We start from the raw sequence: 26,930 nt of genomic DNA, 5'->3' as shown, positions 1-26,930 counted from the left end.
GCGTCGAGCAAGCGGGCACGCTCCGCTGGCTCGACGCCGGGCCCGCTCGCTCGGCTCGGTGGGGCTACTCGTTGTCGCCGCCCGTCCCGATCGTCGCGTCGACCTGGCCGGCGTCCGAGAGGTCCTGCGCGTCGGGCCACACCCAGTCGCGCACCTCGGGCAGATCGTCGCCGTGCTCGCGCGTGTACTGGCGGGCCTCGAGGCGCTTGTCCTGCATCTCCTGCCGCAGGCCGGCGTACCGCGACGCGAGGCCCGGGACGCGGTCGATGACGTCGATGACCAGGTGGAACCGGTCGAGGTCGTTGAGCATGACCATGTCGAACGGCGTCGTCGTGGTGCCCTCCTCCTTGTACCCGCGCACGTGGAGGTTCGCGTGGCCCGTGCGGCGGTACGTGAGGCGGTGGATGAGCCACGGGTAGCCGTGGTAGGCGAAGATGACCGGCTTGTCGCGGGTGAACAGGGTGTCGTAGTCCTTGTCGGAGAGCCCGTGCGGGTGCTCCTTCTCGTCCTGCAGGCGCATGAGGTCGACGACGTTCACCACCCGGACCCGCAGGTCGGGGATGCGCGTGCGCAGGATCTCGGCGGCGGCCAGCACCTCGAGCGTCGGGACGTCGCCCGCGCAGCCCAGCACGACGTCGGGCTCCTCGCCCTCGGTCTCGGTGCCGGCCCAGTCCCAGATCCCGAGGCCGCGCGTGCAGTGCGCGACCGCCTGCTCCATGGACAGGAACTGCGGGGCCGGCTGCTTGCCCGCGACCACGACGTTGACGTACTGCCGGCTGCGCAGGCAGTGGTCGTACGTCGACAGGAGCGTGTTGGCGTCCGGCGGCAGGTAGACCCGCACGACCTCGGCCTTCTTGTTCACCACGTGGTCGATGAAGCCGGGGTCCTGGTGGCTGAAGCCGTTGTGGTCCTGGCGCCACACGTGGCTGGAGAGCAGGTAGTTGAGGCTCGCGATCGGGCGCCGCCACGGGATGTGGTTGGTGACCTTGAGCCACTTGGCGTGCTGGTTGAACATCGAGTCGACGATGTGGATGAAGGCCTCGTAGCTGGTGAACAGGCCGTGCCGCCCGGTCAGCAGGTAGCCCTCGAGCCAGCCCTGGCACTGGTGCTCGGACAGCTGCTCCATGACGCGCCCGACGCGCACCAGGTGCTCGTCGACCTCGGGGGAGAAGTAGTCGGCGTTCCACTGCTTGCCGGTCACGTCGTAGACGGCCTGCAGCCGGTTCGACGCGGTCTCGTCCGGGCCGAAGATCCGGAAGTTGTCCGGGTTGCGGCGGATCACCTCGGTGAGGAACTCGCCGAGGACGCGCGGCGCCTCGACGACGCCGGACCCCGGCTTCGGCACGTCGACGGCGAAGTCGCGGAAGTCGGGCAGCCGCAGGTCGCGCAGGAGGATCCCGCCGTTGGCGTGCGGGTTGGCGCTCATCCGCAGGTCGCCCGCGGGCGCCAGCTCGCGGATGTCGCCGTCGATCGCGCCGTCGTCGTCGAAGAGCTCCTCCGCGCGGTACGACCGCAGCCAGTCCTCGAGGACCTTGAGGTGCTCGGGCGTGTCCCGCGCGTTCGCGAGCGGCACCTGGTGGGCGCGCCACGAGCCGACGGTCTTCTTGCCGTCGATGTACTCGGGGCCCGTCCAGCCCTTGGGGGTCCGGAACACGATCATCGGCCACGCGGGGCGCGTGACGTCCTCGCCGGCCTCGCCCTGCCGTGCTGCCTCTGCCTTGATCGCCGCGATCTCGTCGAGCACCTCGTCGAGCGTCTCAGCGAAGCGCCGGTGGATGCTTTCGAACGGCTCGTCGGACTCGTCGGCCACCTCGAACCAGTGGACCTTGTGCCCGTACCCGGTGAGGAGCGACTCGAGCTCCTCCTGCCCGATCCGGTCGAGGATCGTGGGGTTCGCGATCTTGTACCCGTTGAGGTGCAGGATCGGCAGGACGACGCCGTCGTGCGCGGGGTTGAGCAGCTTGTTGGAGTGCCAGCTCGTCGCGAGCGGGCCGGTCTCGGCCTCGCCGTCGCCGACGACCGCGGCGACCAGCAGGTCGGGGTTGTCGAACGCGGCGCCGTACGCGTGCGACAGCGCGTAGCCGAGCTCGCCGCCCTCGTGGATCGAGCCCGGCGTCTCCGGCGCCACGTGCGACGGGATGCCGCCCGGGAAGGAGAACTGGCGGAACAGCTTGCGCAGGCCCTCCTCGTCCTCAGTGATGTCCGAGTAGAGCTCCGAGTAGGTGCCGTCGAGGTACGTGCTCGCGACCAGACCGGGACCGCCGTGGCCGGGGCCGGCGACGTAGATGGTCGACTGCTGCCGCTGCGCGATCGCGCGGTTGAGGTGCGCGTAGAGGAAGTTCAGGCCCGGCGTGGTGCCCCAGTGGCCGAGCAGGCGCGGCTTGACGTCGTCACGAGTCAGCGGCCGCCGCAGGAGCGGGTTGTCCAGCAGGTAGATCTGACCCACGGACATGTAGTTCGCGGCGCGCCACCACCGGTCGATCCGAGCGACCGTGTCGTCGCTCACGGTGTGGTCCGGAAGGGCGGTCCAGGAGGACATCGATCACACACTCCTCAGGGCTGTGCTGATGGTGCCCTCATTCCATCGCACGGGGCCTGCCGCCGCGCGTCGGGCGCACGTGACGAACCCGACGCTGCGGGGCGGCCCGCACCGCACCCGCCGGACAGGTTCTCCCAGGCAGCGCCGCTACCGTGGTGGCGTGGTCTCCCCGGCACTCCCGACGACGCCGGCCGCCCCCGGCGCGCCCTCGCCCGCGCCCCAGCGGCCCGGGCGGCCCCCGCGCGTCGTCGGACCCGTGACATGGGGCAGCGTGGCCCGCCGGCCTCGGATGATCGGGCTCCTCGCCGTCCTGCTCGCGTTCGCGGCCCTGTGCGGGAGCCTCGGCGCCTGGCAGCTCGACCGTGCGTACGCGCGCGGCGACGCCGCGCAGCAGAAGGAGCTCGACGCCAAGCTCGCGTCCGAGGAGGCACGCGGGCCCGAGGGCCTCGGCACCGTGCTCGCGCCGCAGACGACGTTCACGGGCAAGCTCGTCGGCGACCTCGTGTGGGTCCAGGGGACGTACGAGGCCGACGGCCAGGTCCTCGTCCCGGGCCGTGCCCTGGGCGGCCGCACCGGCTACCTCGTGCTCACCCCGCTGCGCGTGTCCGACGACGGCACGCAGGGCGCGTCGTGGCGCGGGCTCTCGGGCGGCGCGCCCGTGGTCCCCGTGGTGCGCGGCTGGGTGGCGACACCCGCGGATGCGCCGGCGGCGCCGTCGGGCACGGTCCGCGTGAACGGCTACCTGCAGGCCTCGGAGGCGACGAACGGTGCCGGGCACACGCTGCCCGACGGGCAGGTCGACTCGGTGTCGTCCGCGCAGCTCGCGAACCGGTGGGGCGGCCCGATCTACAGCGGGTACGTGGTGCTGCGCGACTCCGAACCGGCAGCCGCCGCCGCGGTCGCCGTCCTGCCGCGGCCGAAGGTCGAGGGCTCGGGCGACGTGAACCTGCAGAGCATGTCGTACGCGTTCCAGTGGTGGCTCTTCGCCGTCTTCGCCGTGTTCGTGTGGTGGAGGATCGTCCGCGACCAGCGCGACCACGAGAACGCCGCGCTCGCGGCGGCGGACGGCCCCGCGCCCGCGGCGCCGCCCGGCCGCAAGGTGCGCGTCCGTCGCGGCGAGGACGGCATCGCGGGCCTCCCAGCCAAGCGCTGAGCCCGTCTCGGGGGCGCCCGGGCCGCGCTGTCAGCGAGATGTCAGCGGCGGCAGGCCCGCGTCAGCGGGGTGTCAACGCACCCGACGACCATCGTCTGCATGACCACGACCGAACTTCAGCCGCGACCCGCCACGTCGCGCACCTACTCGTCCCTCCGGGCCGCCTGGATCCCGATGGCGGCACTCTGCCTGGCCTTCTTCGTCGAGATGGTCGACAACACGCTCATGTCGATCGCGCTGCCCACGATCGGGCGCGACCTCGGCAGCAGCACCACCGCGCTGCAGTGGGTCAGCGGCGCGTACTCGCTCACGTTCGGTGGGCTCCTCCTCACGGCCGGCTCGATCGCCGACCGGTTCGGGCGCCGTCGCGTGCTGCTCGTCGGTCTCGCCGCGTTCGGCATCATCAGCCTCGGCGCGGCCGCGGTGTCCACGAGCGGCGAGCTCATCACGCTGCGCGCCCTGCTGGGCCTGGCCGCCGCCGCCATGGCGCCCGTGACGAACTCCCTGGTGTTCCGTCTCTTCGACGACAAGGCCCTCCGGATGCGGGCCATCACGGTGATGATGGTCGTCGGCATGTCCGGCTTCATCCTCGGCCCGCTGCTCGGCGGCACCGCGCTCGCTCACGTCGCGTGGCAGTGGCTCCTCCTCGTGAACTTCCCGATCGCGCTGATCGCGTGGATCGGCGTGCGGCTCGGGGTCGCCGCCGACACCAAGGACGGCCTGACCGACGACAAGCTCGACCTGCCGGGCGCTGCTCTCAGCATCGCGACCATCGGCCTCGGCTGCTACGCGCTGACGAGCGGCGTCCAGCACGGCTGGCTCTCCGCGATCACGCTGGGCTGCGTCGCCGGCGCGGTCCTCGCCGCGGTGCTGTTCGTCCTGCGCGAGCGTCGCACCCCCGCCCCGATGCTCGACCTCACGCTGTTCCGGAACGGCACCGTGCGCGGTGCGTCGATCGCGCAGGTCGGCACCGCGGTCGCGATGGCCGGGATCATGTTCGGGCTCGTCCTGCACTTTCAGTACGCCTGGGGCTGGAGCCCCGTCAAGGCCGGCCTCGCGAACCTGCCGATGATCCTCACGATGCTCGGCGCGACCCCGTTCTCGGAGTGGCTGGTCTCCCGCTTCGGGCACCGCGTCGCCTGCCTCGTCGGCGCGGCCTTCCTGGCCGCGGGCGTGGGCGGCATGGCGTACGGCGTGGAGCACGGCTACCTCGTGATCGCCCTCGCCATGGTCGTCATGACCGTCGGCCTGCGCACGGTGATGACCGTGTGCGCCGTGGCCCTCGTGGACGAGATGCCCGCCAACCGCACGTCGATGGGCACGGCACTCAACGACACCGCCCAGGAGGTCGGCACGAGCGTCGGGACGGCGGTCGTCGGGACGCTCATCGCGACCCTCGTCGCGAGCCAGCTCCCTCCGGGGGCCTGGAGCAACGAGCTGATCGCGTCGTTCTTCCACGGCGAGCGCGTCACCTACGTCGTGCTGGCCGTCGTCGTCGGGGTCTTGGCCGCCTTCGGCGCCTCGACGCTGACGAACTCGCGATCGACCGAGGAGCACGCCGACGACGAGGAGACGGCTGAGCCGGAGCTCCAGCCGGCGTCCGCCTGATCCCGTCGCGGCAGGCGGGGCGCGCGCTCAGCGCGGCTTGCGCGCCACGACGAGGTCGCGCTGGATCGCCTGGTCGACGCGGTGCTCGAACCCGTGCCACGGGTCGGGCGCCGCGTCGTCGCGGACGTCGCCGAGCACCTCGAGCCCTGCGTCCCGGAGCACGTCCTCGAGCGCGGCCCGCGGCGCGACCCGGACGTTCCACGAGATCCCGACGGCGCCGCCCCGGCGCAGCAGCCGGACCCAGCCGGGGAGCGCCTTGGTGAGCAGGGGGACGGGGGAGCGGGTCAGCTCGTCGTGCGGGGTGGACCGCCCGCCTGCGCCGCGCGTGCCCGACGCGCGGTTGCCGTGCTGGACCCCGTACGGCGCGTCCGTGACGATCGCGTCGAAGTGCCCCGCGGGGAAGAGGTCGGCCGCGCGCACGGTGTCCGCGTTGACGAGCTCGACGGCGATCGTGTCGCCCGCGCGGTACTCGTCCGCGGTGGCGCCGACCGTCGCCTCGAACCGGCGGCCGAGGCTCCTGCCGTCCCGGCGCACGGTCGAGAGCCCGGCCGTGTGCTTGAGCCGGTGGTTCTTGAGCCAGGTCCGCAGGAACGTCGCGTACGCCTCGACGTCCTTCTGGTCGACGTCGACGCCCGCCGCGTCCCAGCCGCGGACGAGCGCCTGGTTGAGGGTGGTGCCGCGCCCGGCCATCGGGTCGAGGACCCGCAGCCGGCGCCGGGCCCCGTCGGGGCGCGTGGTCCAGGGGCCGGCGAGGTCGCGGGGGCGGTCCGTCGCCGCGACCGTGACGTTGACGAGCAGGCGAGTGAAGTCCTCGTTGGTCTTCCCGGCGTACTTCTGCACGGTCAGCAGGTCCGAGTCGAACAGGTCGACGGCCGCCCGCGTCACCGGCCGCAGCGTCGCGTCGTCCCCGTCACCGTCCACGACGAACAGCGCGTACGCCGACGACAGCGCCGACAGCAGCGCGAGGTCGGTGCCGGCCGTGTCGGGCCGGGCGGCGTCGTCGAGCGTGAACGTCACGTAGGGGAGCCCGCCGAGCGTCGTCGTCCCGACGTCGCGGAGCCGCCCCTCGAAGGCGCGCTCGGCCAGCACCGCCATCTCGGCGACGGCGAGCGCTGGCGCTGCCTGCGCGTACACGCGGTTGTGCGACGGGGAGACGAGGAAGGCGTACCGGGTCACGGGCAGCATTCTCCCGTGCGCGCCGCCCCGCCGCCGAACCTCCGGAATCTGCTGCCCACCGGCTGGTGATACAGCAGATTCCGGCGACTCGGCAGTCGGCGATGCGGGGAGCCAGCCCGGCCGAGTCAGACCAGCACGACTACTCGTGCTGCCACGAGTGCCACAGCTTCGCGTAGTCCCCGCCCGCGGCGACGAGGTCGTCGTGCGGCCCGATCTCGGTGATCCGGCCGCCGTCGACCACGGCCACGCGGTCGGCGTCGTGCGCGGTGTGGAGCCGGTGCGCGATCGCCACGACGGTCCGCCCTTCGAGCACGCCGTTGAGCGAGCGCTCGAGGTGCCGGGCGGCGCGCGGGTCGAGCAGGGACGTCGCCTCGTCGAGCACGAGCGTGTGCGGGTCGAGCAGGACGAGCCGGGCGAGCGCGATCTGCTGCGCCTGCGCGGGGCTGAGCGCGTGCCCGCCGGAGCCGACGGCGGTGGCGAGCCCCTCGGGGAGCGCCTCGGCCCAGGTGCGGGCGTCGACGGCCTCGAGGGCGTCGAGCAGCTGCTCGTCGGTCGCCGTGGTGTCGGCGAGGCGCAGGTTGTCGGCGAGCGTCCCGACGAACACGTGGTGCTCCTGGGTCACGAGCGCGACGTGGCGGCGCAGGTCCTCGAGCGGCAGCTCGACGAGCGGGACCCCGCCGACGGTGACCGACCCGCCGGTGGGCGGGTGGATGCCGGCGAGCATCCGGCCGAGCGTCGACTTCCCGGCACCCGACGGCCCGACGATCGCGAGGCGCTCGCCGACCCGCAGGTCGAGGTCCACGTCGTGCAGGACGTCGTGGCCCTCGCGGTAGGCGTAGCGGACCTGCGTCCCGACGACGTGCTCGTCCGCGGGGACGGCGGTGCCGGCCTCGCGGTCCTGGTCGACGAGCCGCACGCCGATGACGCGCGACAGGGAGACGCCGGCGACCTGGAGCTCGTCGAGCCAGAAGATGAGGTCGAAGACCGGGCCGCCGAGCTGCATGCCGAACGCCACGACGCTCGTGACGGCGCCGACCGACGTGTGGCCCTGCGACAGCAGCCACCCGCCCCACAGCAGCACGGCGACGGGCGCGAACGCGAACGCGGCGTCGACCGACGGGATGAGGACGGTGCGCAGCCGCAGCGTGTACCGCTCGGCCTCGAAGGCCTCGCGGAGGTTGCGGTCGACGCGGCGACGCATCCGCGCGCCCAGGTGCAGCGCGTCGGTGGTCCGGGCGCCCTCGACGGCCTCGGTGATGGTGCCGTTGACGGTCGCGTACGCCGCCGACTCCCGCAGGTACCCGGGCGTCGCGCGGTGCAGGTACCAGCGCGTCGCCACGACGATCGCCGGGACGCCGACGAGCAGCCCCAGGGACACGAGCGGCGCCACGATGAAGGACGCGACGAGCGTGAGGACGATCGTCACGACGCACACCATGATGCGCGGCACCCCGAAGCGGACGGCGTGCTGGAGCCGGTTGACGTCGTTGGTCGTGCGGGCGACGAGGTCGCCCGTCCCGGCGCGCTCCACGGTCGACAGCGGGAGCCGCGTGACCGTGTCCATGAACTCCTCGCGGAGCTCGGCGAAGACCTGCTCGCCGAGGACCATGGACGCCTGCTGGGCGAACCGGATCACGACGGCCTGCAGGAGCACGGCACCGAGCAGCACGGCGACCATGCGGTCGACCGCGGTGTCCGTGGTGCCGCCCGTGACGTCGTCGACGATGCGGCCGAGCAGCCACGGCCCGACGAGGCCCGCGACGGCGGCGACCGTGTGGAGCACGACGACGCGCGTCAGGGCGCGGCCGTGGGCGCGCAGCAGCGCGACGGTCGCGCGGCGGGTGGTGGCGCCGTCCGCGATGGGCAGGACGGTGGCGGTCATCGGGTCCCTCCGGTGGTCTGCAGGCGGGCCGGGTCCTCGGGCTCCTGCGAGGAGTCGTCGGCCATGCCACGCCCGACGACGGCGCGGTAGCGCGCCGCCGCGGCGTCGCCGCGGCCGAGCAGGTCGGCGTGGGTGCCGTGGGTGGTCACGAGCCCGTCCTCGAGGAGCACGACCTCGTCGACGTGGTCGAGCACGAGCGGGCTCGCGGTGACGACGAGCGTGGTACGCCCGCGCCGGACCTCGGCGACCCGCTCGGCGATCCGCGCCTCGGTGTGCGCGTCGACCGCGCTGGTCGGCTCGACGAGCACGAGGACCTCGGGGTCGGTGAGCAGGGCGCGGGCGAGCGCGACGCGCTGTCGCTGGCCGCCGGACAGCGACCGGCCCTTCTCGGGCAGCTCGCCGGTCAGGCCGCCGGGCACGGAGTCGAGGACGTCCTGCGCGTCGGCGACCATCATCGCCGCGAGCAGGTCCTCCTCGGTCGCGCGGCCGCGCGCGTCGAGCTCCTCGCCGAGCACGCCCGAGAACAGGTGCGTGGTCGCCTCGGACACGACGATGCGGTGGCGCACCTCGTCCTTGTCGAGGTCGGTGAGCCGCACGCCGCCCAGGCGGACGGGCGTGTCGGCCTCGTCCTCGTCGTCGAACCGGCCGAGGCGGGTGGCGACGCGCGCCGCGGCATCCGGGTCCGCGCTCACGAGCCCGACGACGCGGCCCGGCTCGAGCCGCAGCCCGCTCGCCTCGTCGACGAGCTCGGAGCCAGGCTCGGGGGCGTGCGTGACGGCGTCGGCGGACTCCGTCGCGGACTGCGTCCCCAGGACGGCCTGGACCTTGCCCGCCGAGATGAGGCCGCGCGTCGTCATCTGGAGCATCTGGGTCGCGAGCTGCAGCGGCCACGACAGGAACGCCGCGTAGGCGTAGAAGGTCACGAGCTCGCCCGGCGTGATCTCGCCGGCGACCGCCGCGTGCGCCCCGAGCCAGAGCACGAGCGCGACGAGCAGGCCCGGCAGCAGCACCTGGAGGCCGTCGAACACCGACTGGACGGTCGCGACGCGCACGCCCTCGCGGCGCACCTTCTGCGACTGCTCGGCGTAGCGGCCCGTGAAGACCTCCTCGCCGCCGATCCCGCGCAGGATGCGCAGGCCCGAGACGGTGTCGGCGCCGAGCGCCGTCAGGTGGCCCTGGGCCTCGCGCTGCGTGGCCTGGCGCGACTGGAGCGGCTTCACGAGCAGCGCCATGATCCCCGCCACGACGGGCAGGCCGACCACGACGACGAGGCCGAGCTTGAGCGACTGCGTGCACATGACGACGGCGACCGTCACGTAGGCGAGCACGCCGCCGACGAACCGGCCGGCCATCGCGAAGACGTCGCCGATGCGCAGCGCGTCGTTGGCCACGGCCGAGACGACCTCGCCCGTCGGGAGCTTCTGCGTGATGCGGTGCCCGGTGCGGGACGCCTTGTAGCCGACCCGCTGCGAGAACGAGAACGAGGCGCGCAGCCAGTTCTGCACGTCGAACCGGTGGCTGAACGCGCCACCGACCACCATCACCGCGCCGTTGACCAGCATGATCGCGCACCAGCCGAGCAGCTGGGAACCGAACCCGTGCGTCAGGCCGTCGTCCAGCGCGCGGCCGATGAACAGAGGGGTGAGGGCCTGGGAGACCATGGTCGCGGTGCCCGCGACCAGCGACGCGAGCAGGATCCAGCGCTGACGCCACGCCTGCCACCACAGGGCGCGTGCCGGGGATCCGAGCGGGGGTGTGCCCGGGTCGGGAAGGGGGAGGGTTCGCACCTCGTAACATTAGGTCGGGCCCCCCACACGAGGCCCACGGTTTTTCCCACAGCGCACGCCCAGCCGCGCACCGTCGTGTGCGTGACGCGAAGCCCGAGGCAGGCCCCGCATGACCACCCCCGCGAGCCCGAGCACGTCCGGCCCGTCGACCCCGGGCGGCGCGCCCGCCGCGACGTCCGAGCAGGCCGAGGCGGCCCGCACCGCGATCCGCAAGGCGCGCGGCGCCCTCGCCCGCTACCGCGTGATGGCGATCGTCACCGGCGTCATGCTCCTGCTCCTGTGCGTCGAGCTGATCCTCAACTACGTCGTCAAGGTGTCGTGGGAGGACGCGATCCGCTGGATCCCCTTCGCGCACGGCTGGATCTACGTGATCTACCTGGTGACCGTCGTCGACCTCTGGTCCAAGATGCGCTGGACGTTCGGGCGGCTCGTCGCCCAGGTCCTCGCCGGTGTCGTCCCCGTGATGAGCTTCATCGTCGAGAAGCAGGTGCACCGCGACGCCGAGGCCAAGCTCCAGGTGCTCGCGGACCAGTACGGCGTCTGACGACGACCGCCCGTCGCGCCCGACTTTCCTGACAACAGGCGTACGTACCGGTTCGCCCGCATGATGGTTCCTCGTCCGCAGGGGAACCTCACAGGCGGGAGAAGCACATGGTCACGATCACCCTCACCGGGATCATCTACGCGATCGTCGTCGGGCTCGTCATCGGCGCTCTGGGCAGGCTGTTCGCCCGGGGACGCCAGAACATCTCCATCCTCGCGACCATCCTCATCGGGATGGTGGCGGCGTTCCTGGGCGCGATCGTCGCCGGCTGGCTCCACGTGCGGCACACTGAGGGCATCGACTGGATCCAGCTCGTGATCCAGGTGGCCCTCGCGGCGCTGTTCGTCTCGCTCTACGCCGGGCGCGGCGGCCGTCGGGCACGCATCTGAGCCGACGGACGGAGAGCGCATGGCCGACGACGAGATGACGACGGCCGAGCTCGCACGCTACGCCCGGCAGCTCGCGCTGCCGGGCGTCGGCGTGCCCGGGCAGCGGCGCCTGCGAGACGCGCGCGTGCTCGTCGTCGGGGCGGGCGGGCTCGGCAGCCCGGTGCTGCTCTACCTCGCGGCGGCCGGCGTCGGCACGCTCGGGATCGTCGACGACGACGTCGTCGACACCTCCAACCTCCACCGCCAGGTGATCCACGGCGACGCGCAGGTGGGACGGCCCAAGGTGTCGTCCGCGCGCGAGGCGGTCGCGCGCGTCAACCCGCACGTCCGCGTCGAGGAGCACGCCTTCCGGCTCGACGCGACCAACGCGCTCGACCTGCTCGCCCGGTACGACGTCGTCGTCGACGGGACGGACTCGTTCGAGGCGCGCTACCTCGTCTCCGACGCCGCCGAGCTCGCCGGCGTCCCCGTCGTCTGGGGCGCGATCCACCAGTACTCGGGGCAGGTCGCCGTGTTCAGTGCGCGGGGCGTGGGCGAGGTCGACGGCGTCACCTACCGGGACGTCTTCCCCGAGCCCCCGCCGCCCGGCACCGTGCCCGACTGTGCGACGGCCGGCGTGTTCGGCGTCGTGTGCGGGACCGTGGGGACCGCGATGGCGACCGAGGTGATCAAGCTCGTCACCGGCGTCGGGCGCACGCTGCTCGGACGCCTCGCCGTCTACGACGCGCTCGACGGCGAGTGGCGCTACCTCACCGTCCGCGCCGACCCCGCCCGCACGCCCGTGACCGCGCTCGCCGAGCCCGAGCCCGTCGCGTGCGCCCTCCCGGAGCCCGCGGCCGCCGCTGACCGGATGGACGTCGGCGAGCTCGCCGACCGCCTGACGCGCGGCGGCGTCGTCGTGCTCGACGTGCGCGAGGACTGGGAGCTCGCCACCGAGCCCTTCGACCCGGCCGCCGACGCCGACGTCCGCCACCTGCCCTTCGGGCGGGTCGTCGCCGGGGACGCGGACGCGGCGCTCGCGGGGCTGCCGCGCGACGCGGTCGTGGCGGTGCTGTGCAAGGCCGGCCCGCGCGCCGAGCGGGTCACCGAGGCCGCGCGCGCGGTCGGGGTGGACGCCCGCGTCGTCGACGGGGGCCTGCTCGCGTGGCGCGCCCGCCCCGCTGCTGCGGCGCGCTGACCCGTCAGAGTCGGGCGTAGCGCGCGCGGGCGAAGAAGTAGACCCCGTACGCGATCAGGCCGAGGGCGACGACGGCCAGCAGGACGACGCCCGCGGGCAGGGCTGCGAGCGACTTGAGAGCCCCGTCGAGCCCTTCCGACTTCCGGGCGTCCGCCGTGACGGCGGCCACCCCCGTCAGGACGGCCACGACGGCCAGCGCGACGCCCTTGGCGACGTAGCCGGTCCGTCCGAGCGCCATGACGGCACGCCCCCGGGTGCCCCCGGGGACCCTGATGTCCTCGCGGAACGTGGCGCGCACGCCCTTCGCCACGAAGTAGATGGCCACGCCGAGCACCACCAGCGCGACGGCGAGGAGGAGCGCGCGACCGCCGGGCGCGTCGAGGAGGCGCGCGCTCCAGGTCCGCGTCGTGCCCTTGTTGCTCGACTGGTGGCTCCGTGCGACGCCGTAGGCGCTGCCGCCGACCGCGAGGTAGGCGAACCCCTTGCTGGCCTGCTTGACGCGCCGCATCCAGGCGTCCCGGTCGCCGCCGCGCACCAGGGCGGCCTCGAGCAGGAGGAACAGCCCGAGCGCGAACAGGGCGACCATGATCACCCAGAGCAGGACCGGGCCGCCGGGCTGTCTCCGGAGCGTGGCGAGGGCCCCGCTCGGGTCGGCCGACCCGCTCCCCCCGAACGCGATCCGCAGGGCGACGACCCCGATCAGGATGTGGACGAGGCCGGCGGCGGCGAAGCCGACGCGAGCCGCAGCGCGCATCGGGGTGCTGGCCTTGACAGCGGAAGCGGTGGCCCGGGCGTCGTGGGCGGAGGGCACGGTGGTCGGCACGGCGTCACCGTAGCCCCCGCCGGACCGCTTCGCTCTCCCGGCGCTACAACGCCAGGTCCAGGTTTCCCGCCCGCACGACGCCGTCCACGGGCGACGACGCGAGCGCCTGCTCGCGCCGTGGCACCCGGCCGGCGCGCGCGGCGTCGTGGCCGGCCTGGACCGCGAGCCGCATGGCGCGCGCCATGCGCACGGGGTCGGTCGCGCGCGTGACGGCCGTGGCGAGCAGCACGCCGTCGCACCCGAGCTCCATCGCGAGCGCCGCGTCGGACGCCGTCCCCACCCCGGCGTCGAGGATCACGGGCACGCCGGCCCGGGCGGCGATGGCCTCGATGTTCCGCGGGTTCGCGACCCCGAGCCCCGAGCCGATGGGGGAGCCCAGGGGCATGACGGCCGCGCAGCCGACGTCCTCGAGGCGGCGCGCGAGCACGGGGTCGTCGTTCGTGTAGGGCAGGACGACGAAGCCCTCGCGCACGAGGGTCTCCGCGGCCTCGAGCAGGCCGACGGGGTCGGGGAGCAGCGTCACGTCGTCGGCGATCACCTCGAGCTTGACCCAGTCGGTGCCGCAGGCCTCGCGCCCGAGCCGGGCGGTGAGCACGGCGTCGCGCGCGGTGAAGCAGCCGGCGGTGTTGGGCAGGGCGCGGATGCCGAGGCGCTCGAGCAGCGACCAGACACCGTGGTCGCCGGACCTGTCCGCGCCCGCCGGCGTCGGCGCGAACCGGCGCAGGGCGACCGTCGTCAGCTCGGTGCCGGACGCGACGAGCGCGTCCTCGAGCGCGAGCAGGCTCGACGCACCGCCGGTCCCCATGACGAGCCGGGACCGCAGCGGGGTCCCCGCGATCGTGAGCGTGTCAGCCACCCTGCACCGCCCCCACGACCTCGACCCGGGCGCCCGGGAGCACCGCGGTCGTCTCCCAGAGGCTCCGGGGCACGACGGCGTCGTCCACCGCGACGGCGATCCCGCGGGCCGTGCGGTCCGCCGCGAACGCGGGGACGAGCCGGGCCACCAGGTCGGCGACCGGCAAGGCGCCGTCGAGGGGGTACGGCTCGCCGTTGACGAGGGTCGTGGGGGCGGGCGCGGTGCGCGCCGGGGGCGGCGGGGTCATGCGGTCCTCCTGTCGTGCTCGAGGGTGAGGGAACGGCCGCGGCCCGCGAACCGGGCCGGCGCGGCGGCAGCGAGGGCGACGGCGTCGGCCGGGGAACGGCCCGTGAGCTCGGCGGCCAGCGCGGCGCCCGTGATCGGCGCGAGGAGCACGCCGTTGCGGCCGTGCCCCGTCGCGAGCCACAGCCCCGGCACGCCGGACGGCCCGACGAGCGGGCGGCCGTCGGGTGTCGTCGGGCGGGCGCGCTGCGTCACGTCGACGAGCGTGGTCTCGTCGAGCGCGGGGACGAGCGCGCGGGCGTCGCGCAGCAGCGCGAAGGTGCCCCCGGTGCGCGGGCGGCGGACGTCCGCGGTCTCCTCGGTCGTCGCCCCGACGACGACCTCGCGCGTCCCGTCAGGGCGCGGCGCTCGCGGCACGACGTAGACCGGCCGGCCCTGGACCCGGCCCCGCACGGTCCGCGTGAGCCCGAGGTCGGGGCCCGCCTCGAGCCGTACGGTCTGCCCGACGACGCCGCGCACCGGGACGGGCACGTGCGGTGCGTCCGGGGCTTCGTGGAGGGTGGTGAGCGCCACCGATCCCATGCCCGCGGCGAGGACGGTGAGCCCCGCGCGGTGGAGGTGCCCGGCGTCGTCGACGGCGCCCACCACGCGGCTCCCGTCGAGGACGAGCCGCGTGGCGGCGGCGCGCACCCGCCGCGCCCCGGCGGTGGCGAGGGCCACGGTGAGCGCCCGGTGGGTGGCACGCGGGTCCGCGCGGTGGTCGTCGGGAGCGAGCGCGGCGGCCGCGACCGGCCCGAGGGCCGGCTCGAGGCGGCGGGCGTCCGCGACGGTCAGCGACGCGGAGCGCAGGCCGGCGGTCTCGTGCGTGCCGAGGACGCGGCGCAGGTCGTCGCGGTCGCCGGCGTCGTAGCCGACCAGCAGCGTGCCGGCGGCCTCGAACCCGGGCTCCGCACCGGACGCGTCGGCCAGCTCGCGCGCGAAACCCGGCCAGCGCGCGGCGCCCGCGAGGTGCAGCGCGGTGGCGGCGACGTCGTCGGGCTCGGCCTCGCCCACGGGCGCCAGCATCCCCGCGGCGGCGTGGGTGGCCCCGTCGCCCGGAGCGGGGTCGAGGACGGTCACGTGGGCGCCCGTGCGGGCGGCGTACCAGGCGCACGTCAGCCCGACGACGCCGCCCCCGACCACGAGGACGTCGGGCACGCGTGAGCGCGGCGGGGGGACGGCAGGCACGAGGATGCTCCCTTCGCTGGCATGACCCAGAGCAGGTTCGACGGTCGACGCCTCCGCCGGCGTCCTCTCAGCCCCGGCCCCGGACGGCGTCGAGGTTCGACGACCGGGCGGGAGGGGCTCCCGTGCACGCGTCACACTACACTCGCGCCGCATGGCCGCCCCCTCGTCGTCCGCGCCCGTCACCCGTCTCGCCGACGCCCGGTTGTACCTGTGCACGGACGCCCGGCCGGGAGGCCGCGACCTCGCCGACCTCGAGGCGTTCCTCGATGCCGCGCTGCGCGGGGGAGTGGACGTCGTCCAGCTCCGCGACCGCTCGCTCGACACCCGCGACGAGCTCGCGCTGTGCGAGATGGTGGCCGACGTCGCGGGGCGGCACGGCGCGCTCTGGGCGGTCAACGACCGGGCCGACGTCGCGCAGCTCACCGGCGCGCCCGTCCTGCACACGGGCCAGGACGACCTGCCCGTGCGGGCCGCGCGGTCGCTCGTCGGGCCCGGCGTCGTGCTGGGTCGCTCCACGCACGACGACGCCCAGGCCGCCGCCGCGGACGCAGACCCCGACGTGGACTACTTCTGCGTGGGACCCGTCTGGGCGACGCCGACTAAGCCGGGCCGTCCGGGCGTCGGGCTCGACCTCGTGCGCCGGGTCGCCGCGTCGCGGCCCACGACGCCGTGGTTCGCGATCGGCGGCATCGACGCGGACACCGTGGCCGAGGTCGCGGAAGCGGGGGCGACGCGGGTCGTCGTCGTGCGCGCGATCACCGGCGCCGACGACCCGGAGGCCGCGGCCCGCGAGCTGCGCGAGCGGCTCGGGTGACCTAGCGGCGGTAGCGGTACGCGTTGACGAGCGACCAGACGTAGGAGATCTCGCCGAGGACGACCACGACGACGGCCGCGACCTTCCACCACGTCGCGGCGCCAGTGCCGAACGCACCCCAGAGGATCGAGGCCACGACGAGCTGATCGAGCAGGAACCTCCACCAGGCCTGCTCGACGGTCGACGCTCGGCCGATCAGGCGGCGCTCCCAGCGAGGCTGCTCGCGCGTCATCGATCGCCCGGTGTCGTGGTGGTCTTGGTCGTGATTGTGCGGAATGCTCGCGTCCTCGGGAGTCACGTCCGACATCTTGCCATCGGTGAACGGCCCGCACGGGCGGGCGCACCGGCGCGACTATCCTGGGACGGTGACGACTCCCGCCACCGACATCCCCGGTCCCGTGACTCCCCGCCCCGTGCTCGTCGTCGACTTCGGCGCCCAGTACGCGCAGCTCATCGCGCGCCGCGTGCGCGAGGCGAAGGTGTACTCCGAGATCGTCCCGCACACCTTCACCGTCGAGCAGATGCTCGCGAAGGACCCGGCCGCGATCATCCTGTCCGGCGGCCCCTCCTCCGTGTACGCGGAGGGTGCGCCGTTCGTCGACCCCGCCCTGTTCGACGCCGGGGTGCCCGTCATGGGCATCTGCTACGGCTTCCAGGCCATGGCCCGCGCACTCGGCGGCGAGGTCGCCCAGACCGGGCTGCGCGAGTACGGCGGCACCGAGGTCGAGGTCTGCGAGGCGGGCGTCCTGCTCGCCGGCACGCCCGACCACCAGACGACCTGGATGAGCCACGGCGACGCCGTCCACCGCGCCCCCGAGGGCTTCGAGGTGCTCGCCACGTCGTCCGGCTCGCCCGTCGCCGCGTTCGAGGACCAGGGCCGTCGCCTCTACGGCGTGCAGTGGCACCCCGAGGTCAAGCACTCCGCGCACGGCCAGACCGTCCTTGAGCACTTCCTCTACGAGGGTGCCGGGCTCGCCGCCGACTGGACGCCCGGCAACGTCATCGCCGACCAGGTCGCCGCGATCCGCGCGCAGGTCGGCGACGCCCGCGTCATCTGCGGCCTGTCCGGGGGCGTCGACTCGTCCGTCGCCGCCGCGCTCGTCCAGAAGGCCGTCGGCGACCAGCTCACCTGCGTGTTCGTCGACCACGGGCTCCTGCGCGAGGGCGAGGTCGAGCAGGTCGAGCGCGACTTCGTCGAGGCGACCGGCGTCAACCTCGTGATCCGGGACGAGAAGCAGCGGTTCCTCACCGCGCTCGCCGGTCACACCGACCCCGAGACCAAGCGCAAGATCATCGGCCGCGAGTTCATCCGCGCGTTCGAGGACGCGGCGCGCGAGATCGTCGAGCGCGCCGAGGCCGACGGCGGCGCCGGGGGCGAGGTCAAGTTCCTCGTCCAGGGCACCCTCTACCCCGACGTCGTCGAGTCCGGCGGCGGCGAGGGCGCCGCCAACATCAAGTCCCACCACAACGTCGGCGGCCTCCCCGACGACCTCCAGTTCGAGCTCGTCGAACCCCTCCGCACCCTCTTCAAGGACGAGGTCCGCGCCGTCGGGCTCGAGCTCGGCGTGCCCGAGGTCATCGTCTGGCGCCAGCCGTTCCCCGGCCCCGGCCTCGGCATCCGCATCATCGGCGAGGTCACCGCCGAACGACTCGACACCCTCCGCGCCGCCGACGCCATCGCCCGCGAAGAGCTCACCAAGGCCGGCCTCGACCGCGAGATCTGGCAGTGCCCCGTCGTCCTCCTCGCGGACGTCCGCTCCGTCGGCGTCCAGGGCGACGGCCGCACCTACGGGCACCCCGTCGTCCTGCGCCCCGTGTCGTCCGAGGACGCCATGACCGCCGACTGGACGCGGCTGCCCTACGACGTCCTCGCCACCATCTCCACCCGCATCACCAACGAGGTCGCCGACGTCAACCGCGTCACCCTCGACGTCACCAGCAAGCCGCCGGCGACGATCGAGTGGGAGTGAGCGGGCGGTCGGTGCGTTGCCTCGTCGGGGGTGTGGGGTCCGGGGTCTGTGCGCCGGTCTTCCATCCGCCTCCGCTCGTTCCTCGCTCCGGCTCCCGCCAGACCCGCCACGACCGGCGCACACACCCCGGACCCCACACCCGGTCGTCAGCGCGCGTCCACATGCCGCTGGGTGCGCTGACATGCCCGCGTGGTTGGGCAGGTGCGCCGGTGACCTTTCGCGCACGACGGCGTCGCGAGCAGTGACGCGGTGAAAGCCCCTCGGGTGGTGGCCACCGACCTCGACGGGACGTTGCTCGGGGCCGACGGGCGCGTGTCGGCCCGGACGGCTGGGGCGCTCGTCGCGGCTGCCGAGGTGGGGATCGACGTCGTGTTCGTGACCGCGCGGCCGCTGCGGTGGCTCGACGACGTCGCCGAGCACGTCGCCGGCCACGGGGTTGCCATCTGCTCCAACGGCGCCGCCGTCGTCGAGGTCGCGACTCTCGCCGTGCTCGAGGAGCACGGCATGGACGACGCGCTCGTGAGCGAGCTCGCCCGGCGTGCGCGAGACGTGCTCGGCGGGCCGGGGAACACCCAGCTCGCCGTCGAGCACGCCGGCGGCATCACGCTCGAGCGGCACTACGAGTCCGAACACCCCACGCCGGACGGCACGCCGTTCGTCGAGCGGCTCGAGGACCTCCTGCCCGGCTCGACCCTCAAGCTGCTCGTGCGCACCGGGACGCCGCGACCCGACCTGCACGCCCTCCTCGCTGACGCGTTCGGGCCGCTCGCCACCGTCGCCGACTCCGGCGCCGCCGACCTCGGCGAGATCTCGCGCCCCGACGTCAGCAAGGCCACGACGCTCGCGACGTGGCTCGCCGGGCGCGGCATCGCGGCCGACGACGTCTGGGCCTTCGGCGACGCCCCCAACGACCTGCCCATGCTCCGGTGGGCGGGCCGCTCCTTCGCCGTCGCCAACGCGCGCCGGGCCGTGCAGGACGCGGTCCACGAGGTCTGCCCCGCGAACACCGACGACGGCGTCGCGCAGGTCGTCGAGCGCGCCGTCGCGCTCGCGTCCGGCTGAGCCGCGCTCCTTGCTCGCCCGCGTCAGCGGGACGCGGCGTCCTCACTGACCGCGGCGGCCGGGACCGTGAGGTACCGGTCCAGCAGGTCGGGCCACTCCGGGCCGAACCCGTCCGACGGCGTCAGGTGGCCGCCGCCCGCGACCGTCACGACGTCGGCGCCCAGCGGGGTCGCGTACTCGTCCCACGGTCCCTCGGGGCTGAACGGATCGCCCTCCCCGGTGACGACGAGCGCCGACCGCGCGCCCGTCGTGGTCGGCGGTGAGGCCACGAACGGCGCGACCACGGTCGAAGCCAGGACCGCGGACGAGGGCGGGGACACCAGCAGCACGCGTTCGACCGTCGGGACGAGACCGTCCGTGACGGCGCGCAGCCACAACGGCACGGCGAGGCTGTGGCACACGACCGTCGTGCTCGCCGGGTCGAGGGTGGCGAGCTCGGCCGTGAGCGCGTCGAGCCACGCCTCCAGACGCGGCTCGTCCGTGTCGGGGAGCTGCGGGTAGCGCACCACGTGGCCGCGCTCGGCCAGCTCGCCGGCGAGCCAGTGCTGCCAGTGCTCCGGCGGGCGGTGGTTGCCCCAGCCGTGCAGGACCAGGAAGCCTCTCGTCATGGCGTGAGCCTAAGGCGCCGCGCCGCGTCGTGCGGCTCGCGCCTCGGCCCGGACCCCGCGGGTACCGGGCCGAGGCCTCACGCGACTCAGCGGACCGAGCACGCCTTGCCGTCGAGGCGGAAGAGCATCGGCTGGTCGCCCGGCGGCGTCGAGGCCGTCCCCGCGAGCGCGAACGACGCCGTCGCTCCCGGCCGCAGCGCGTGCGCACCTCGCGGGGCGGACGCCGTGACGTCGTCGCCGGACTGGTGCACCCGTGCCCCGATCCCGAGCACCGCCCGCTGCCCGTCGGTGTACGACCAGGTGAGCTCCCAGCCCCGGACCGTGGACGTGCCGCTGTTGCGGACGGTCACCGCGCCGGCCCACGTGTGCGGCGTGACCTTCGTCGCCCGGTAGGTGACCTGGCAGGTGGGCGTCGGGAACGGCGGTGAGGCGAGCGCCACGAGCTCGCGGGCCTGCTGCGCGAACCACGCGCCCGCGGCCGGGTCGGCGTTGCCGCCGCGCGCCGGGTCGGTGGACCGGCCCGCCGCGTCCGTGTCGCCGGTCCCGCGGTCGCACTGCCCGTCGGACTCGCCGGGCACCTTGATCCATAGGTACGCGTCGACGAGCGGGACACCGGGGTCGAGCGTGGGGCGCGCGCCTGCGCCCCGGTCGGGCGGGTTGCACCAGACCTGGGCGTCGGGCCAGCCGTTGCCGGCCGGCGGCGTCCACGGCCCGACGCCGTTGCGGCTCGTGTCGATCACGAAGTGCGCCTGGTGGGCGGGGTCGGGCGTGAGGCCCGTGGACGCGAAGTCGTCCGCGTACTTCTGGTCGGTGAGCGCCCAGGTCGAGAAGTCGCCGGGGCTCGCCGGGTAGTACTGGCTGCCGCAGTAGCTCGGCTGGTACCAGGACGACTGCGTCGAGAGCTCGATGCAGTCGCTGATCCAGGTCCCGTACTTGACGAGGTGGTCCGTCGACTCGTAGTTCGAGGCGTTGAGGAAGAAGCCGTCCGCCCGCTCGACGCCCGCCTTGATGAGCCGGTCCGCGATGTCACCCGCGCCCAGCCAGCCGCTGTGCGTGCCGTCGAGGTAGACCCTGGTCCGGTCGCCGCCCTTGAGGGCGTCGACGGCGTGGTTGAGCTGCGCGTACCGGTCCGCGACCGCGGTGGCTCGGTCCACGTCGGCCGGCTGGCACCACTCCGCGTTGCCGCCGAGGTCGGTGTTCCAGGGGATGATGCCGAGCCCGTCCGGCTCGAGGATCACGATCGCCGGGCGGTCGCCGATCCCCGCCGCGACCCCGTCGACGAACGCGTCGTAGGCGGCGGTGTCCTGGGCTCCGCCCGCCGAGTACTGCGCGCAGTCCCGGTACGGGATGTCGTAGACGACGATCGTGGGCACCGCGCCGTCGTCCGCGGCGGAGGTCGTGACGCGTTGGGCCTCGGCCTTCGCCTCGGTGGGCGTGCCGGAGGTGATCCAGGTGGCCGAGGCGTACGAGCCGAGCAGGACGGCGTCGTCCCTTGCCTGCCCGCTGAGCGTGCGCGCAGCCTGGACGGTGGTGCTGTCGGGGTCGACCCAGGGCGTCGTCGGCGACGGCGCCGGGTGGTGCGGGGCGGCAGTGGCCGGGACGGCCGTGAGCCCGACGACGGCGAGCGCGACCGCCAGCGCAGATGCGGTGACCGCGGGCCGACGTCCCCTGCGCCGGGGCCGCTGGAGGTGAGGAGTGGTGCTCTGCAGGGTGCCGTTCGTCATGGAAGCGCTCCCACACTCGTGGAAGTCCGGGACGTCGTTGTCTCGGACTGCACGCCCGCAGAACGTCCGGCATGTGCCGCAGGTCACACGAGCGAGCGAGGCAACGTTAGGCGGAGGTCGCCCGCCGGGTCAAGCCACCCCCCGACGCACGCGGGCGCCCGTCCCGCCGCCGCCGGAGACCGGCACGCAGCAGCACGGGCGCCCGAGCGGACGGGTCAGGAGCGGTCGCGACGACGCACGCCGGTCACGATCGACCCCAGGACCAGCGCCACGCCCGCCCCGGCGAGCACGCCGATCGCCACGGTGCCGCCGTCGACGGTCGCGCCGCCCGCGACCGCGAGCGCCAGCACCCCGCACACCACGACGACGAGGCCCCACACGACGGCACCGACCCGGATCGCACGCCGCCCGCTCCTCGCAGGTCCGGCGGCCGGCTCGGGAGCCGCGGGGTACGCCTGCGCGCGGGGCGGTTCCGGGGCGACCGGCGCGGCTGCCGGGGAGGCGGCGGGAGTGCCGGGCGTGTCGTCGTCGGGCGCGTCGAGCGTCCAGAGGGCGTCGACGCCCGGCTCCTCCGCGGGCAGGACTCGTGTGCCGCCGTCGCGCGCGTCCGCCTCGGGCAGGTCGAGCCGCTGGGTGGGGTCGGGCTGCGGCGTGGAGTCGAGCGGTGCGGTCGCGGCGAGACGTTCGGTCGGGGCGCCGGAGCCCTCCACCGGGTCGAGGCGCTGGGTGGCGTCCTGCGAGCCGTCGGTTCCCTCGGGGACCGGACCGGTCCCGGGCTGCTGGGTGCTCATCACTTCTCCTCGATGGTGACGGTGCCGGCGCCGGAGCTGATGTCGAGGTCGAGCTGCGGCGTGGCGCCCGCGGCGACGCCCGCGGTCTCGAACGTGTCACGGTTGGCGTGCCCGCCGTGGCGCGACTGGTGGTCGGCGGCGGGGCCGACGAGCCAGTCGACGTCGCCCGCGAACAGGTGGACGGTGGCCCGCACCTCGGCGCCCTTCGGCACGAGGATCGTCGTGTCGCCGGCGCCGAGCTTCACCGGGATGGTGAGAGCGTCCTCGCCTGCGGCGGGCAGCGCGAGCCGGGTCAGGTCGACCGTGAGGTCCCCGACCGAGTACGTGTAGCCGTCCTGTGCGGCCGTGATGTCGGTCGCGACGACGGGGGAGTCCGGGGCGATCGCCCGGACGTCGCCGTCGAACGCGCCGCTGTTGTCGAGGGTCGCGGTCGGCAGGACCACGAGGCCCAGGATGATCGCGAGGGCGGTCAGGCCGCCCGACCCGCGGCCGCGCAGACCCGCGACCACGATGCCGAGGCCGAGGAGGACGAGGCTGATGCCGCCCCACACGAGCCACGGCGAGGTGATGTGCCCGCCGCGGTCGAGGCCGAACACCACGGCTCCGGCGACGAGGCACAGCCCGACGACGGCGCTCGCGATCGCGCCCGAGCGGCGGCGGCGCCGCTTCTCGTCGCGGTCCTGGGTGGCGACGGGCGCGGGCCGGTCGAGGTCGGGGGCGCGGAGCGGCTCAGGGCTCGGCGTGCGGATGGTCGACGCGGCGGCGTACGGCGCGGCGTACGAGGCGGTCGGCGCGCTCGGCGCCGGCGGGACCGGGCCGCCCGCGGGAGGTGCCGGGTACGGCGCGGTGGGGTGCTGCGGCGCCGTGCCCGCATACGCCTGCGGTGCGCCGGGGTAGTGCTGGCCCGGGTGGGGCGCGCCGGGGGTGGGCTGACCCGGGTACGGCTGGCCGGGGTACGGCTGGCCCGGCTGCTGCGGTCCGGAGGACCCGGGGGTGCCGTAGCCGGTGCCGTTCGGGCCGCGGTGACCGCGCGCGCTGAGGACGGCGGCGACGACGACCGCGACGCCGGCGAACAGGCAGAGCCAGAAGATGCCGGCGATCCAGTCGTCGCCGCGCCACCAGCTCCACGCGCCCAGGCGCCAGTTCACGCCCAGGATGAACGCGACGATCGGGCCGACCATCTCCCCGCGGAACTGGCCGTGGACGGCGTCGCGCAGGAGGCTGCGGCCGTTACGGTCGTCGGGCAGGAGGGCCCACGCGATCGCGTAGACCACGAGGCCGACGCCGGCGACGAGGCAGAGCACGAACCACACGCCGCGCACCAGGAGCGGGTCGACGCCGAGGCGGCGGGCGACGCCGCCAGCCGTGCCGGACACCCAGCGCTCGTCGGTGCGGCGGAGCCCGAGCCGGTCGAGCCACTCGAAGAACGAGTCCCCGTCGCGCTGCGGCCCGCCCTGCGGCGGCACGCCACCCTGCGGGGGGACCCCACCCTGCGGCGGTACCTGTCCCTGCGTCGCGCCTCCGGGCTCCGCGCCCGGGGCACCAGTCGTCGTGTCCATGGCTCCATCGTCGCGGCACAGCGGTGCCGCGGACCATGCGGTGGAGCCCTGATCCGACCCTGAGCACGCCCCCGGAGCCCGGAGGGAGCCCCTGATTCTCGGCCCTCAGGGGCGCCCGGATGCCCCTGAGCCCGGCCCTCCGTGCCACGATCGGAGCATGACCACCACGCCCGGACCGCCGCCTGCGCCCCCGCAGGCCGCCTCGCCCGGCGCGCCCCTCGCCGCGTCGGGCGCCGCGAGGCCCCCGCTCCTGCGCCCCGAGGCCGGACGGCGCGTGGGCGGCGTCTGCGCGGGCGTCGCCGCGCACGTCGGGATCCCCGTGCGGACCGTGCGCCTCGCGATGATCCTCGCCGGTCTGTCGGGCGTCGGCGTGGTGCTGTACGTGTTCTGGTGGATCACGATCCCCGTGGGCGACCCGCACGTCGCCGCCGAGGAGTCCCGGCCCGCGGAGCTGCAGCGCCTCGCCCGCCGCCTCAGCCGCGAGCGCTGGACGTTCCCCGCGCGGGACGTGCTCGCCGGGGCGATCCTGCTCGCCGCGGCCGGGATCCTCGTCGCGGAACGGCTCGGCTGGGACGTCAACGCGGGCTGGGCGCTGCCCGTGCTCGTCCTCCTCGCGGGCCTCGCGCTCGCCTGGTCCCAGCTCGACGCCGCCCAGCGCGGCCGCATGCTCTCGCACGCGGGCGGCCGGACGCCGGGCTCGATGCTCCGGCTCGGGGGCGGGCTGCTGCTCGTGCTCGTCGGGGTGCTCCTGCTCGTCGGGCGGACGGCGTCGACGGCCGACATGGCCCGCGCCTGGGTCGCGGCCGTCGCCGTGCTCGCGGGCGCCGCCCTCGTGCTCGCGCCGTGGTGGCTGCGGCTCGTCCGCGCCCTCGGTGACGAGCGGGCCGCGCGTGCGCGCGAGGCCGAGCGCGCCGACATCGCGGCCCACCTGCACGACTCCGTCCTCCAGACCCTCGCGCTGATCCGGGCCTCCGCCGACGACGCCGACCAGGTCGCCCGCCTCGCACGCGCCCAGGAGCGCGAGCTGCGCGAGTGGCTGTACACGGACCGGGCCGTGAGCGGCACGTCGCTCGCCGCCGACGTCCGCGAGCTCGTCGGCCAGGTCGAGGACGCGCACGGCGTGCCCGTCGAGGTCGTCGTCGTGGGGGACTGCGTGCCCGACGACGCGAGCTCGGCCCTGCTCCGCGCCGCCCGCGAGGCGCTGCTCAACGCCGTCCGGCACGGCGAGCCGCCCGTGTCGCTCTACCTCGAGGTCCGGGCCGACGCCGTCGAGGTGTTCGTCCGCGACCGCGGCGACGGCTTCGAGCTCGACGACGTCCCCACGGACCGCTTCGGCGTGCGCGAGTCGATCCTCGGGCGCGTGCAGCGCCGGGGCGGGACGGCCGTCGTCGAGAGCAGATCCGGCTGGGGGACCGAGGTCCACCTCGAGATGCCCCGGACCGCGACGCGCGAGCGCCCGCCCGGCCCGCCGTCCGGCCCCCGCAGCGCGGACGTCCCGACCACCCGACCCGATCCGGCCGAGGAGGCCCACACGTGACCGCCGACCAGGACGCCACCACCGCCCCGACCCCCGTCGACGTGCTGATCGTCGACGACCACCTCATGTTCCGCGCCGGCGTGCGCGCGAGCCTCGACGCGCGCGTGAACGTCGTCGGCGAGGCCGCCGACGTCGACTCCGCGGTCGAGGCGGCGCACGCGCTCCGCCCGGCCGTGGTGCTGCTCGACGTGCACCTGCCCGGCGGGCTCGGCGGCGGTGGCGCCGAGGTGGCGCGCCGCTGCGCCGACCTCGCCCCCACGACGCGGTTCCTCGCGCTCTCGGTGTCGGACGCCGCGGAGGACGTGGTCGCCGTCATCCGCGCGGGCGCTCGCGGGTACGTCACCAAGGCGATCACCGGGCCCGAGCTCTCCGGCGCCGTGCAGCGCGTCGCGGCCGGTGACGCCGTGTTCTCACCCCGGCTCGCGGGCTTCGTGCTGGACGCGTTCGGCACCGGCATGGGCGACGTCGCGATCGCGGACGACGAGCTCGACCGGCTCTCGGCGCGCGAGCAGGAGGTCATGCGGCTCATCGCGCGCGGCTACACGTACCGCGAGGTCGCGAGCAAGCTCTTCATCTCCGTCAAGACGGTCGAGACGCACGTGTCCGCCGTGCTCCGCAAGCTGCAGCTCTCCTCGCGCCACGAGCTGACCCGCTGGGCGGCGGCGCGGCGCATCCTCTGAGCGCCCGCCGACGCGGGGGTTCCGTGACATGTGTCCGCATGCTGGAAGGCGCCTTCATCGCGGCGTGATGCCCGTTCTACGTTGATTGCGGGGATGGCCCGACGCCTGCCCTGGAACGTGAGCGACTCACCGATGAGGGGAACCACCCATGTCCAGCAGTGCTTCCGTCCGGCCCGTGCGCGACGTGCGCGGCACCGGAGTCTTCGCGATCGTGGTCGGGATCGTCCTGATCCTGGCCGGCGGCGCCGCGTACGGTGCCGTCACCCTGCAGCTCAGGGCCGAGAACGTCACCGTGTCCGACGGCGCCCGGTTCCTCGCGGGCGCCCGGGTCCAGGACCCGCTGACCGCGTACGCGCAGGCCGACGCGATCGACCGGGACGCGCTCGAGGCGACCGGCGGCAAGACCTACGCCCAGCTCGGCCAGGACGACCCCGCGCGGGACACGGCCCGGACCGCGTCGTTCCTGCGCGCGTCCCTGCTCACGTCCGTCGTGGCGTTCGGCGTCTCGCTCATCGTCGCCGCGAGCGGCCTGGTCTTCCTGTTCCTCGGGGCCGCGGTGCGGCGCCTGGGGAAGAACGACGCCGCGATCGTCGAGCAGTTGCCGGCGGCGGTCGCGGCGGTGCTCGCGGACGGCTCGTCGCGCGGCCCGGAGCCCGAGCTCGCCCCCGCCTGAGCTCCGTTCCGGCCGCGCCGCGCCGCCGCGCGGCACCTGAGGGCCCGGTCTACGGTGAATGTCGGGGCAGGTCAGACGCCCGCCCTGGCTCGACGGCACGTGCGCGAC

Annotated in this window: 24 protein-coding genes and 1 riboswitch; of the genes, 11 read left to right on the top strand and 13 right to left on the bottom strand. The window is 74.8% G+C overall.

Translation table 11 applies throughout. From position 1 onward, the window contains the following. Positions 1 to 64: 64 nt before the first annotated feature. Positions 65 to 2,539, bottom strand: a complete 2,475-nt coding sequence (locus ACFT5B_RS15180) for a phosphoketolase (protein ID WP_386799683.1) — start codon at positions 2,537 to 2,539, stop codon at positions 65 to 67. 160 nt (positions 2,540 to 2,699) lie between these two features. On the opposite strand from ACFT5B_RS15180, the gene ACFT5B_RS15175 reads away from it, so the two are divergent. Next, positions 2,700 to 3,692 (top strand): SURF1 family protein, encoded by a 993-nt coding sequence (locus tag ACFT5B_RS15175; protein ID WP_386799681.1) that lies wholly within the window; start codon positions 2,700 to 2,702, stop codon positions 3,690 to 3,692. A gap of 99 nt (positions 3,693 to 3,791) precedes the next feature. After that, a complete protein-coding gene (locus tag ACFT5B_RS15170; protein WP_386799679.1) occupies positions 3,792 to 5,300 on the top strand; it encodes an MFS transporter in 1,509 nt (502 codons plus the stop codon). A 27-nt stretch (positions 5,301 to 5,327) separates the two neighbouring features. Here ACFT5B_RS15170 and ACFT5B_RS15165 read toward each other — a convergent pair whose 3' ends face one another. The 3 genes from ACFT5B_RS15165 to ACFT5B_RS15155 form a co-directional block, all read right to left on the bottom strand. After that, entirely contained in the window at positions 5,328 to 6,485 is a 1,158-nt protein-coding gene (locus tag ACFT5B_RS15165; RefSeq protein WP_386799677.1) for a TRM11 family SAM-dependent methyltransferase, read from the bottom strand. Between the two features lie 130 nt (positions 6,486 to 6,615). After that, positions 6,616 to 8,358: an ABC transporter ATP-binding protein gene (locus ACFT5B_RS15160; protein WP_386799674.1), complete on the bottom strand. Its 1,743-nt coding sequence runs from the start codon at positions 8,356 to 8,358 to the stop codon at positions 6,616 to 6,618. Then, positions 8,355 to 10,145, bottom strand: coding sequence for an ABC transporter ATP-binding protein (locus ACFT5B_RS15155; RefSeq protein WP_386799672.1), 1,791 nt, complete (start codon positions 10,143 to 10,145; stop codon positions 8,355 to 8,357). Before ACFT5B_RS15155 ends, ACFT5B_RS15160 begins: the two co-directional genes overlap by 4 nt. Before the next feature lie 109 nt (positions 10,146 to 10,254). Between ACFT5B_RS15155 and ACFT5B_RS15150 the strand changes: the two genes are divergently transcribed. The 3 genes from ACFT5B_RS15150 to ACFT5B_RS15140 all read left to right on the top strand — a co-directional run bounded on the left by ACFT5B_RS15150 (position 10,255) and on the right by ACFT5B_RS15140 (position 12,255). Beyond that, a complete protein-coding gene (locus tag ACFT5B_RS15150) occupies positions 10,255 to 10,689 on the top strand; it encodes a DUF3817 domain-containing protein (RefSeq protein WP_386799670.1) in 435 nt (144 codons plus the stop codon). Between the two features lie 107 nt (positions 10,690 to 10,796). Next, positions 10,797 to 11,078, top strand: coding sequence for a GlsB/YeaQ/YmgE family stress response membrane protein (locus ACFT5B_RS15145; protein WP_386799668.1), 282 nt, complete (start codon positions 10,797 to 10,799; stop codon positions 11,076 to 11,078). Positions 11,079 to 11,097: 19 nt separating this feature from the next. After that, complete coding sequence (locus ACFT5B_RS15140; protein ID WP_386799666.1) at positions 11,098 to 12,255, top strand: ThiF family adenylyltransferase; 1,158 nt, start codon at positions 11,098 to 11,100, stop codon at positions 12,253 to 12,255. Positions 12,256 to 12,259: 4 nt separating this feature from the next. Here ACFT5B_RS15140 and ACFT5B_RS15135 read toward each other — a convergent pair whose 3' ends face one another. From ACFT5B_RS15135 to ACFT5B_RS15120, 4 genes are all read right to left on the bottom strand, one after another. Then, positions 12,260 to 13,078 (bottom strand): DUF1206 domain-containing protein, encoded by an 819-nt coding sequence (locus ACFT5B_RS15135; protein WP_386799664.1) that lies wholly within the window; start codon positions 13,076 to 13,078, stop codon positions 12,260 to 12,262. 43 nt (positions 13,079 to 13,121) lie between these two features. Continuing rightward, positions 13,122 to 13,934: a thiazole synthase gene (locus ACFT5B_RS15130; RefSeq protein ID WP_386799662.1), complete on the bottom strand. Its 813-nt coding sequence runs from the start codon at positions 13,932 to 13,934 to the stop codon at positions 13,122 to 13,124. Next, positions 13,927 to 14,181 carry a sulfur carrier protein ThiS gene (gene thiS / locus ACFT5B_RS15125; protein ID WP_386799660.1) on the bottom strand — a complete coding sequence of 85 codons (255 nt, stop codon included), beginning with the start codon at positions 14,179 to 14,181 and terminating at the stop codon, positions 13,927 to 13,929. Before thiS ends, ACFT5B_RS15130 begins: the two co-directional genes overlap by 8 nt. Then, positions 14,178 to 15,404 carry an FAD-dependent oxidoreductase gene (locus tag ACFT5B_RS15120; protein WP_386799658.1) on the bottom strand — a complete coding sequence of 409 codons (1,227 nt, stop codon included), beginning with the start codon at positions 15,402 to 15,404 and terminating at the stop codon, positions 14,178 to 14,180. Before ACFT5B_RS15120 ends, thiS begins: the two co-directional genes overlap by 4 nt. Continuing rightward, a riboswitch (TPP riboswitch) is annotated at positions 15,396 to 15,538 on the bottom strand. It overlaps the preceding gene by 9 nt. Before the next feature lie 17 nt (positions 15,539 to 15,555). Between ACFT5B_RS15120 and thiE the strand changes: the two genes are divergently transcribed. Next, a complete protein-coding gene (thiE, locus tag ACFT5B_RS15115) occupies positions 15,556 to 16,218 on the top strand; it encodes a thiamine phosphate synthase (RefSeq protein WP_386799657.1) in 663 nt (220 codons plus the stop codon). A 1-nt stretch (position 16,219) separates the two neighbouring features. Here the strand turns inward: thiE and ACFT5B_RS15110 are convergent, their stop codons facing one another. Then, entirely contained in the window at positions 16,220 to 16,450 is a 231-nt protein-coding gene (locus ACFT5B_RS15110) for a hypothetical protein (RefSeq protein ID WP_386799655.1), read from the bottom strand. A 133-nt stretch (positions 16,451 to 16,583) separates the two neighbouring features. Between ACFT5B_RS15110 and guaA the strand changes: the two genes are divergently transcribed. Together guaA and ACFT5B_RS15100 are read left to right on the top strand one after the other, a co-directional pair. Further along, positions 16,584 to 18,188 (top strand): glutamine-hydrolyzing GMP synthase, encoded by a 1,605-nt coding sequence (gene guaA, locus ACFT5B_RS15105; protein ID WP_386799653.1) that lies wholly within the window; start codon positions 16,584 to 16,586, stop codon positions 18,186 to 18,188. A 249-nt stretch (positions 18,189 to 18,437) separates the two neighbouring features. Beyond that, entirely contained in the window at positions 18,438 to 19,250 is an 813-nt protein-coding gene (locus ACFT5B_RS15100; RefSeq protein ID WP_386799650.1) for an HAD family hydrolase, read from the top strand. 23 nt (positions 19,251 to 19,273) lie between these two features. Here ACFT5B_RS15100 and ACFT5B_RS15095 read toward each other — a convergent pair whose 3' ends face one another. The 4 genes from ACFT5B_RS15095 to ACFT5B_RS15080 form a co-directional block, all read right to left on the bottom strand. Then, a complete protein-coding gene (locus tag ACFT5B_RS15095) occupies positions 19,274 to 19,858 on the bottom strand; it encodes an RBBP9/YdeN family alpha/beta hydrolase (RefSeq protein WP_386799648.1) in 585 nt (194 codons plus the stop codon). Positions 19,859 to 19,944: 86 nt separating this feature from the next. Beyond that, positions 19,945 to 21,582: a glycoside hydrolase family 6 protein gene (locus ACFT5B_RS15090; protein ID WP_386799646.1), complete on the bottom strand. Its 1,638-nt coding sequence runs from the start codon at positions 21,580 to 21,582 to the stop codon at positions 19,945 to 19,947. Between the two features lie 215 nt (positions 21,583 to 21,797). Continuing rightward, positions 21,798 to 22,373: a hypothetical protein gene (locus ACFT5B_RS15085; RefSeq protein ID WP_386799644.1), complete on the bottom strand. Its 576-nt coding sequence runs from the start codon at positions 22,371 to 22,373 to the stop codon at positions 21,798 to 21,800. Beyond that, the gene (locus ACFT5B_RS15080; protein ID WP_386799642.1) at positions 22,373 to 23,932 is read right to left on the bottom strand and encodes a PspC domain-containing protein; all 1,560 of its coding nucleotides are present in this window, start codon (positions 23,930 to 23,932) and stop codon (positions 22,373 to 22,375) included. Before ACFT5B_RS15080 ends, ACFT5B_RS15085 begins: the two co-directional genes overlap by 1 nt. A gap of 157 nt (positions 23,933 to 24,089) precedes the next feature. Between ACFT5B_RS15080 and ACFT5B_RS15075 the strand changes: the two genes are divergently transcribed. The 3 genes from ACFT5B_RS15075 to ACFT5B_RS15065 all read left to right on the top strand — a co-directional run bounded on the left by ACFT5B_RS15075 (position 24,090) and on the right by ACFT5B_RS15065 (position 26,822). Next, entirely contained in the window at positions 24,090 to 25,469 is a 1,380-nt protein-coding gene (locus ACFT5B_RS15075) for a PspC domain-containing protein (protein WP_386799640.1), read from the top strand. Further along, complete coding sequence (locus ACFT5B_RS15070; RefSeq protein WP_386799638.1) at positions 25,466 to 26,149, top strand: LuxR C-terminal-related transcriptional regulator; 684 nt, start codon at positions 25,466 to 25,468, stop codon at positions 26,147 to 26,149. The genes ACFT5B_RS15075 and ACFT5B_RS15070 overlap by 4 nt, the downstream gene beginning before the upstream one ends. Before the next feature lie 148 nt (positions 26,150 to 26,297). Continuing rightward, positions 26,298 to 26,822: an aromatic ring-opening dioxygenase LigA gene (locus tag ACFT5B_RS15065; protein ID WP_386799636.1), complete on the top strand. Its 525-nt coding sequence runs from the start codon at positions 26,298 to 26,300 to the stop codon at positions 26,820 to 26,822. The last annotated feature ends 108 nt before the right edge of the window (positions 26,823 to 26,930 follow it).

This window comes from Luteimicrobium sp. NPDC057192 (assembly GCF_042670205.1).
Classification (GTDB): domain Bacteria; phylum Actinomycetota; class Actinomycetes; order Actinomycetales; family Cellulomonadaceae; genus Luteimicrobium.
The sequence above is the reverse complement of the archived record's forward strand: the minus strand, read 5'-3'. Positions and strand labels throughout refer to the sequence as shown.

Bases quoted from the DNA above. Each gene is read 5' to 3' on its own strand.
- ACFT5B_RS15180 (WP_386799683.1), bottom strand. From the start codon at position 2,539: ATGTCCTCCTGGACCGCCCTTCCGGACCACACCGTGAGCGACGACACG.
- ACFT5B_RS15170 (WP_386799679.1), top strand. From the start codon at position 3,792: ATGACCACGACCGAACTTCAGCCGCGACCCGCCACGTCGCGCACCTAC.
- ACFT5B_RS15165 (WP_386799677.1), bottom strand. From the start codon at position 6,485: ATGCTGCCCGTGACCCGGTACGCCTTCCTCGTCTCCCCGTCGCACAAC.
- ACFT5B_RS15160 (WP_386799674.1), bottom strand. From the start codon at position 8,358: ATGACCGCCACCGTCCTGCCCATCGCGGACGGCGCCACCACCCGCCGC.
- ACFT5B_RS15150 (WP_386799670.1), top strand. From the start codon at position 10,255: ATGACCACCCCCGCGAGCCCGAGCACGTCCGGCCCGTCGACCCCGGGC.
- ACFT5B_RS15145 (WP_386799668.1), top strand. From the start codon at position 10,797: ATGGTCACGATCACCCTCACCGGGATCATCTACGCGATCGTCGTCGGG.
- ACFT5B_RS15140 (WP_386799666.1), top strand. From the start codon at position 11,098: ATGGCCGACGACGAGATGACGACGGCCGAGCTCGCACGCTACGCCCGG.
- thiS (WP_386799660.1), bottom strand. From the start codon at position 14,181: ATGACCCCGCCGCCCCCGGCGCGCACCGCGCCCGCCCCCACGACCCTC.
- thiE (WP_386799657.1), top strand. From the start codon at position 15,556: ATGGCCGCCCCCTCGTCGTCCGCGCCCGTCACCCGTCTCGCCGACGCC.
- ACFT5B_RS15110 (WP_386799655.1), bottom strand. From the start codon at position 16,450: ATGACGCGCGAGCAGCCTCGCTGGGAGCGCCGCCTGATCGGCCGAGCG.
- ACFT5B_RS15095 (WP_386799648.1), bottom strand. From the start codon at position 19,858: ATGACGAGAGGCTTCCTGGTCCTGCACGGCTGGGGCAACCACCGCCCG.
- ACFT5B_RS15090 (WP_386799646.1), bottom strand. From the start codon at position 21,582: ATGACGAACGGCACCCTGCAGAGCACCACTCCTCACCTCCAGCGGCCC.
- ACFT5B_RS15085 (WP_386799644.1), bottom strand. From the start codon at position 22,373: ATGAGCACCCAGCAGCCCGGGACCGGTCCGGTCCCCGAGGGAACCGAC.
- ACFT5B_RS15080 (WP_386799642.1), bottom strand. From the start codon at position 23,932: ATGGACACGACGACTGGTGCCCCGGGCGCGGAGCCCGGAGGCGCGACG.
- ACFT5B_RS15075 (WP_386799640.1), top strand. From the start codon at position 24,090: ATGACCACCACGCCCGGACCGCCGCCTGCGCCCCCGCAGGCCGCCTCG.
- ACFT5B_RS15065 (WP_386799636.1), top strand. From the start codon at position 26,298: ATGTCCAGCAGTGCTTCCGTCCGGCCCGTGCGCGACGTGCGCGGCACC.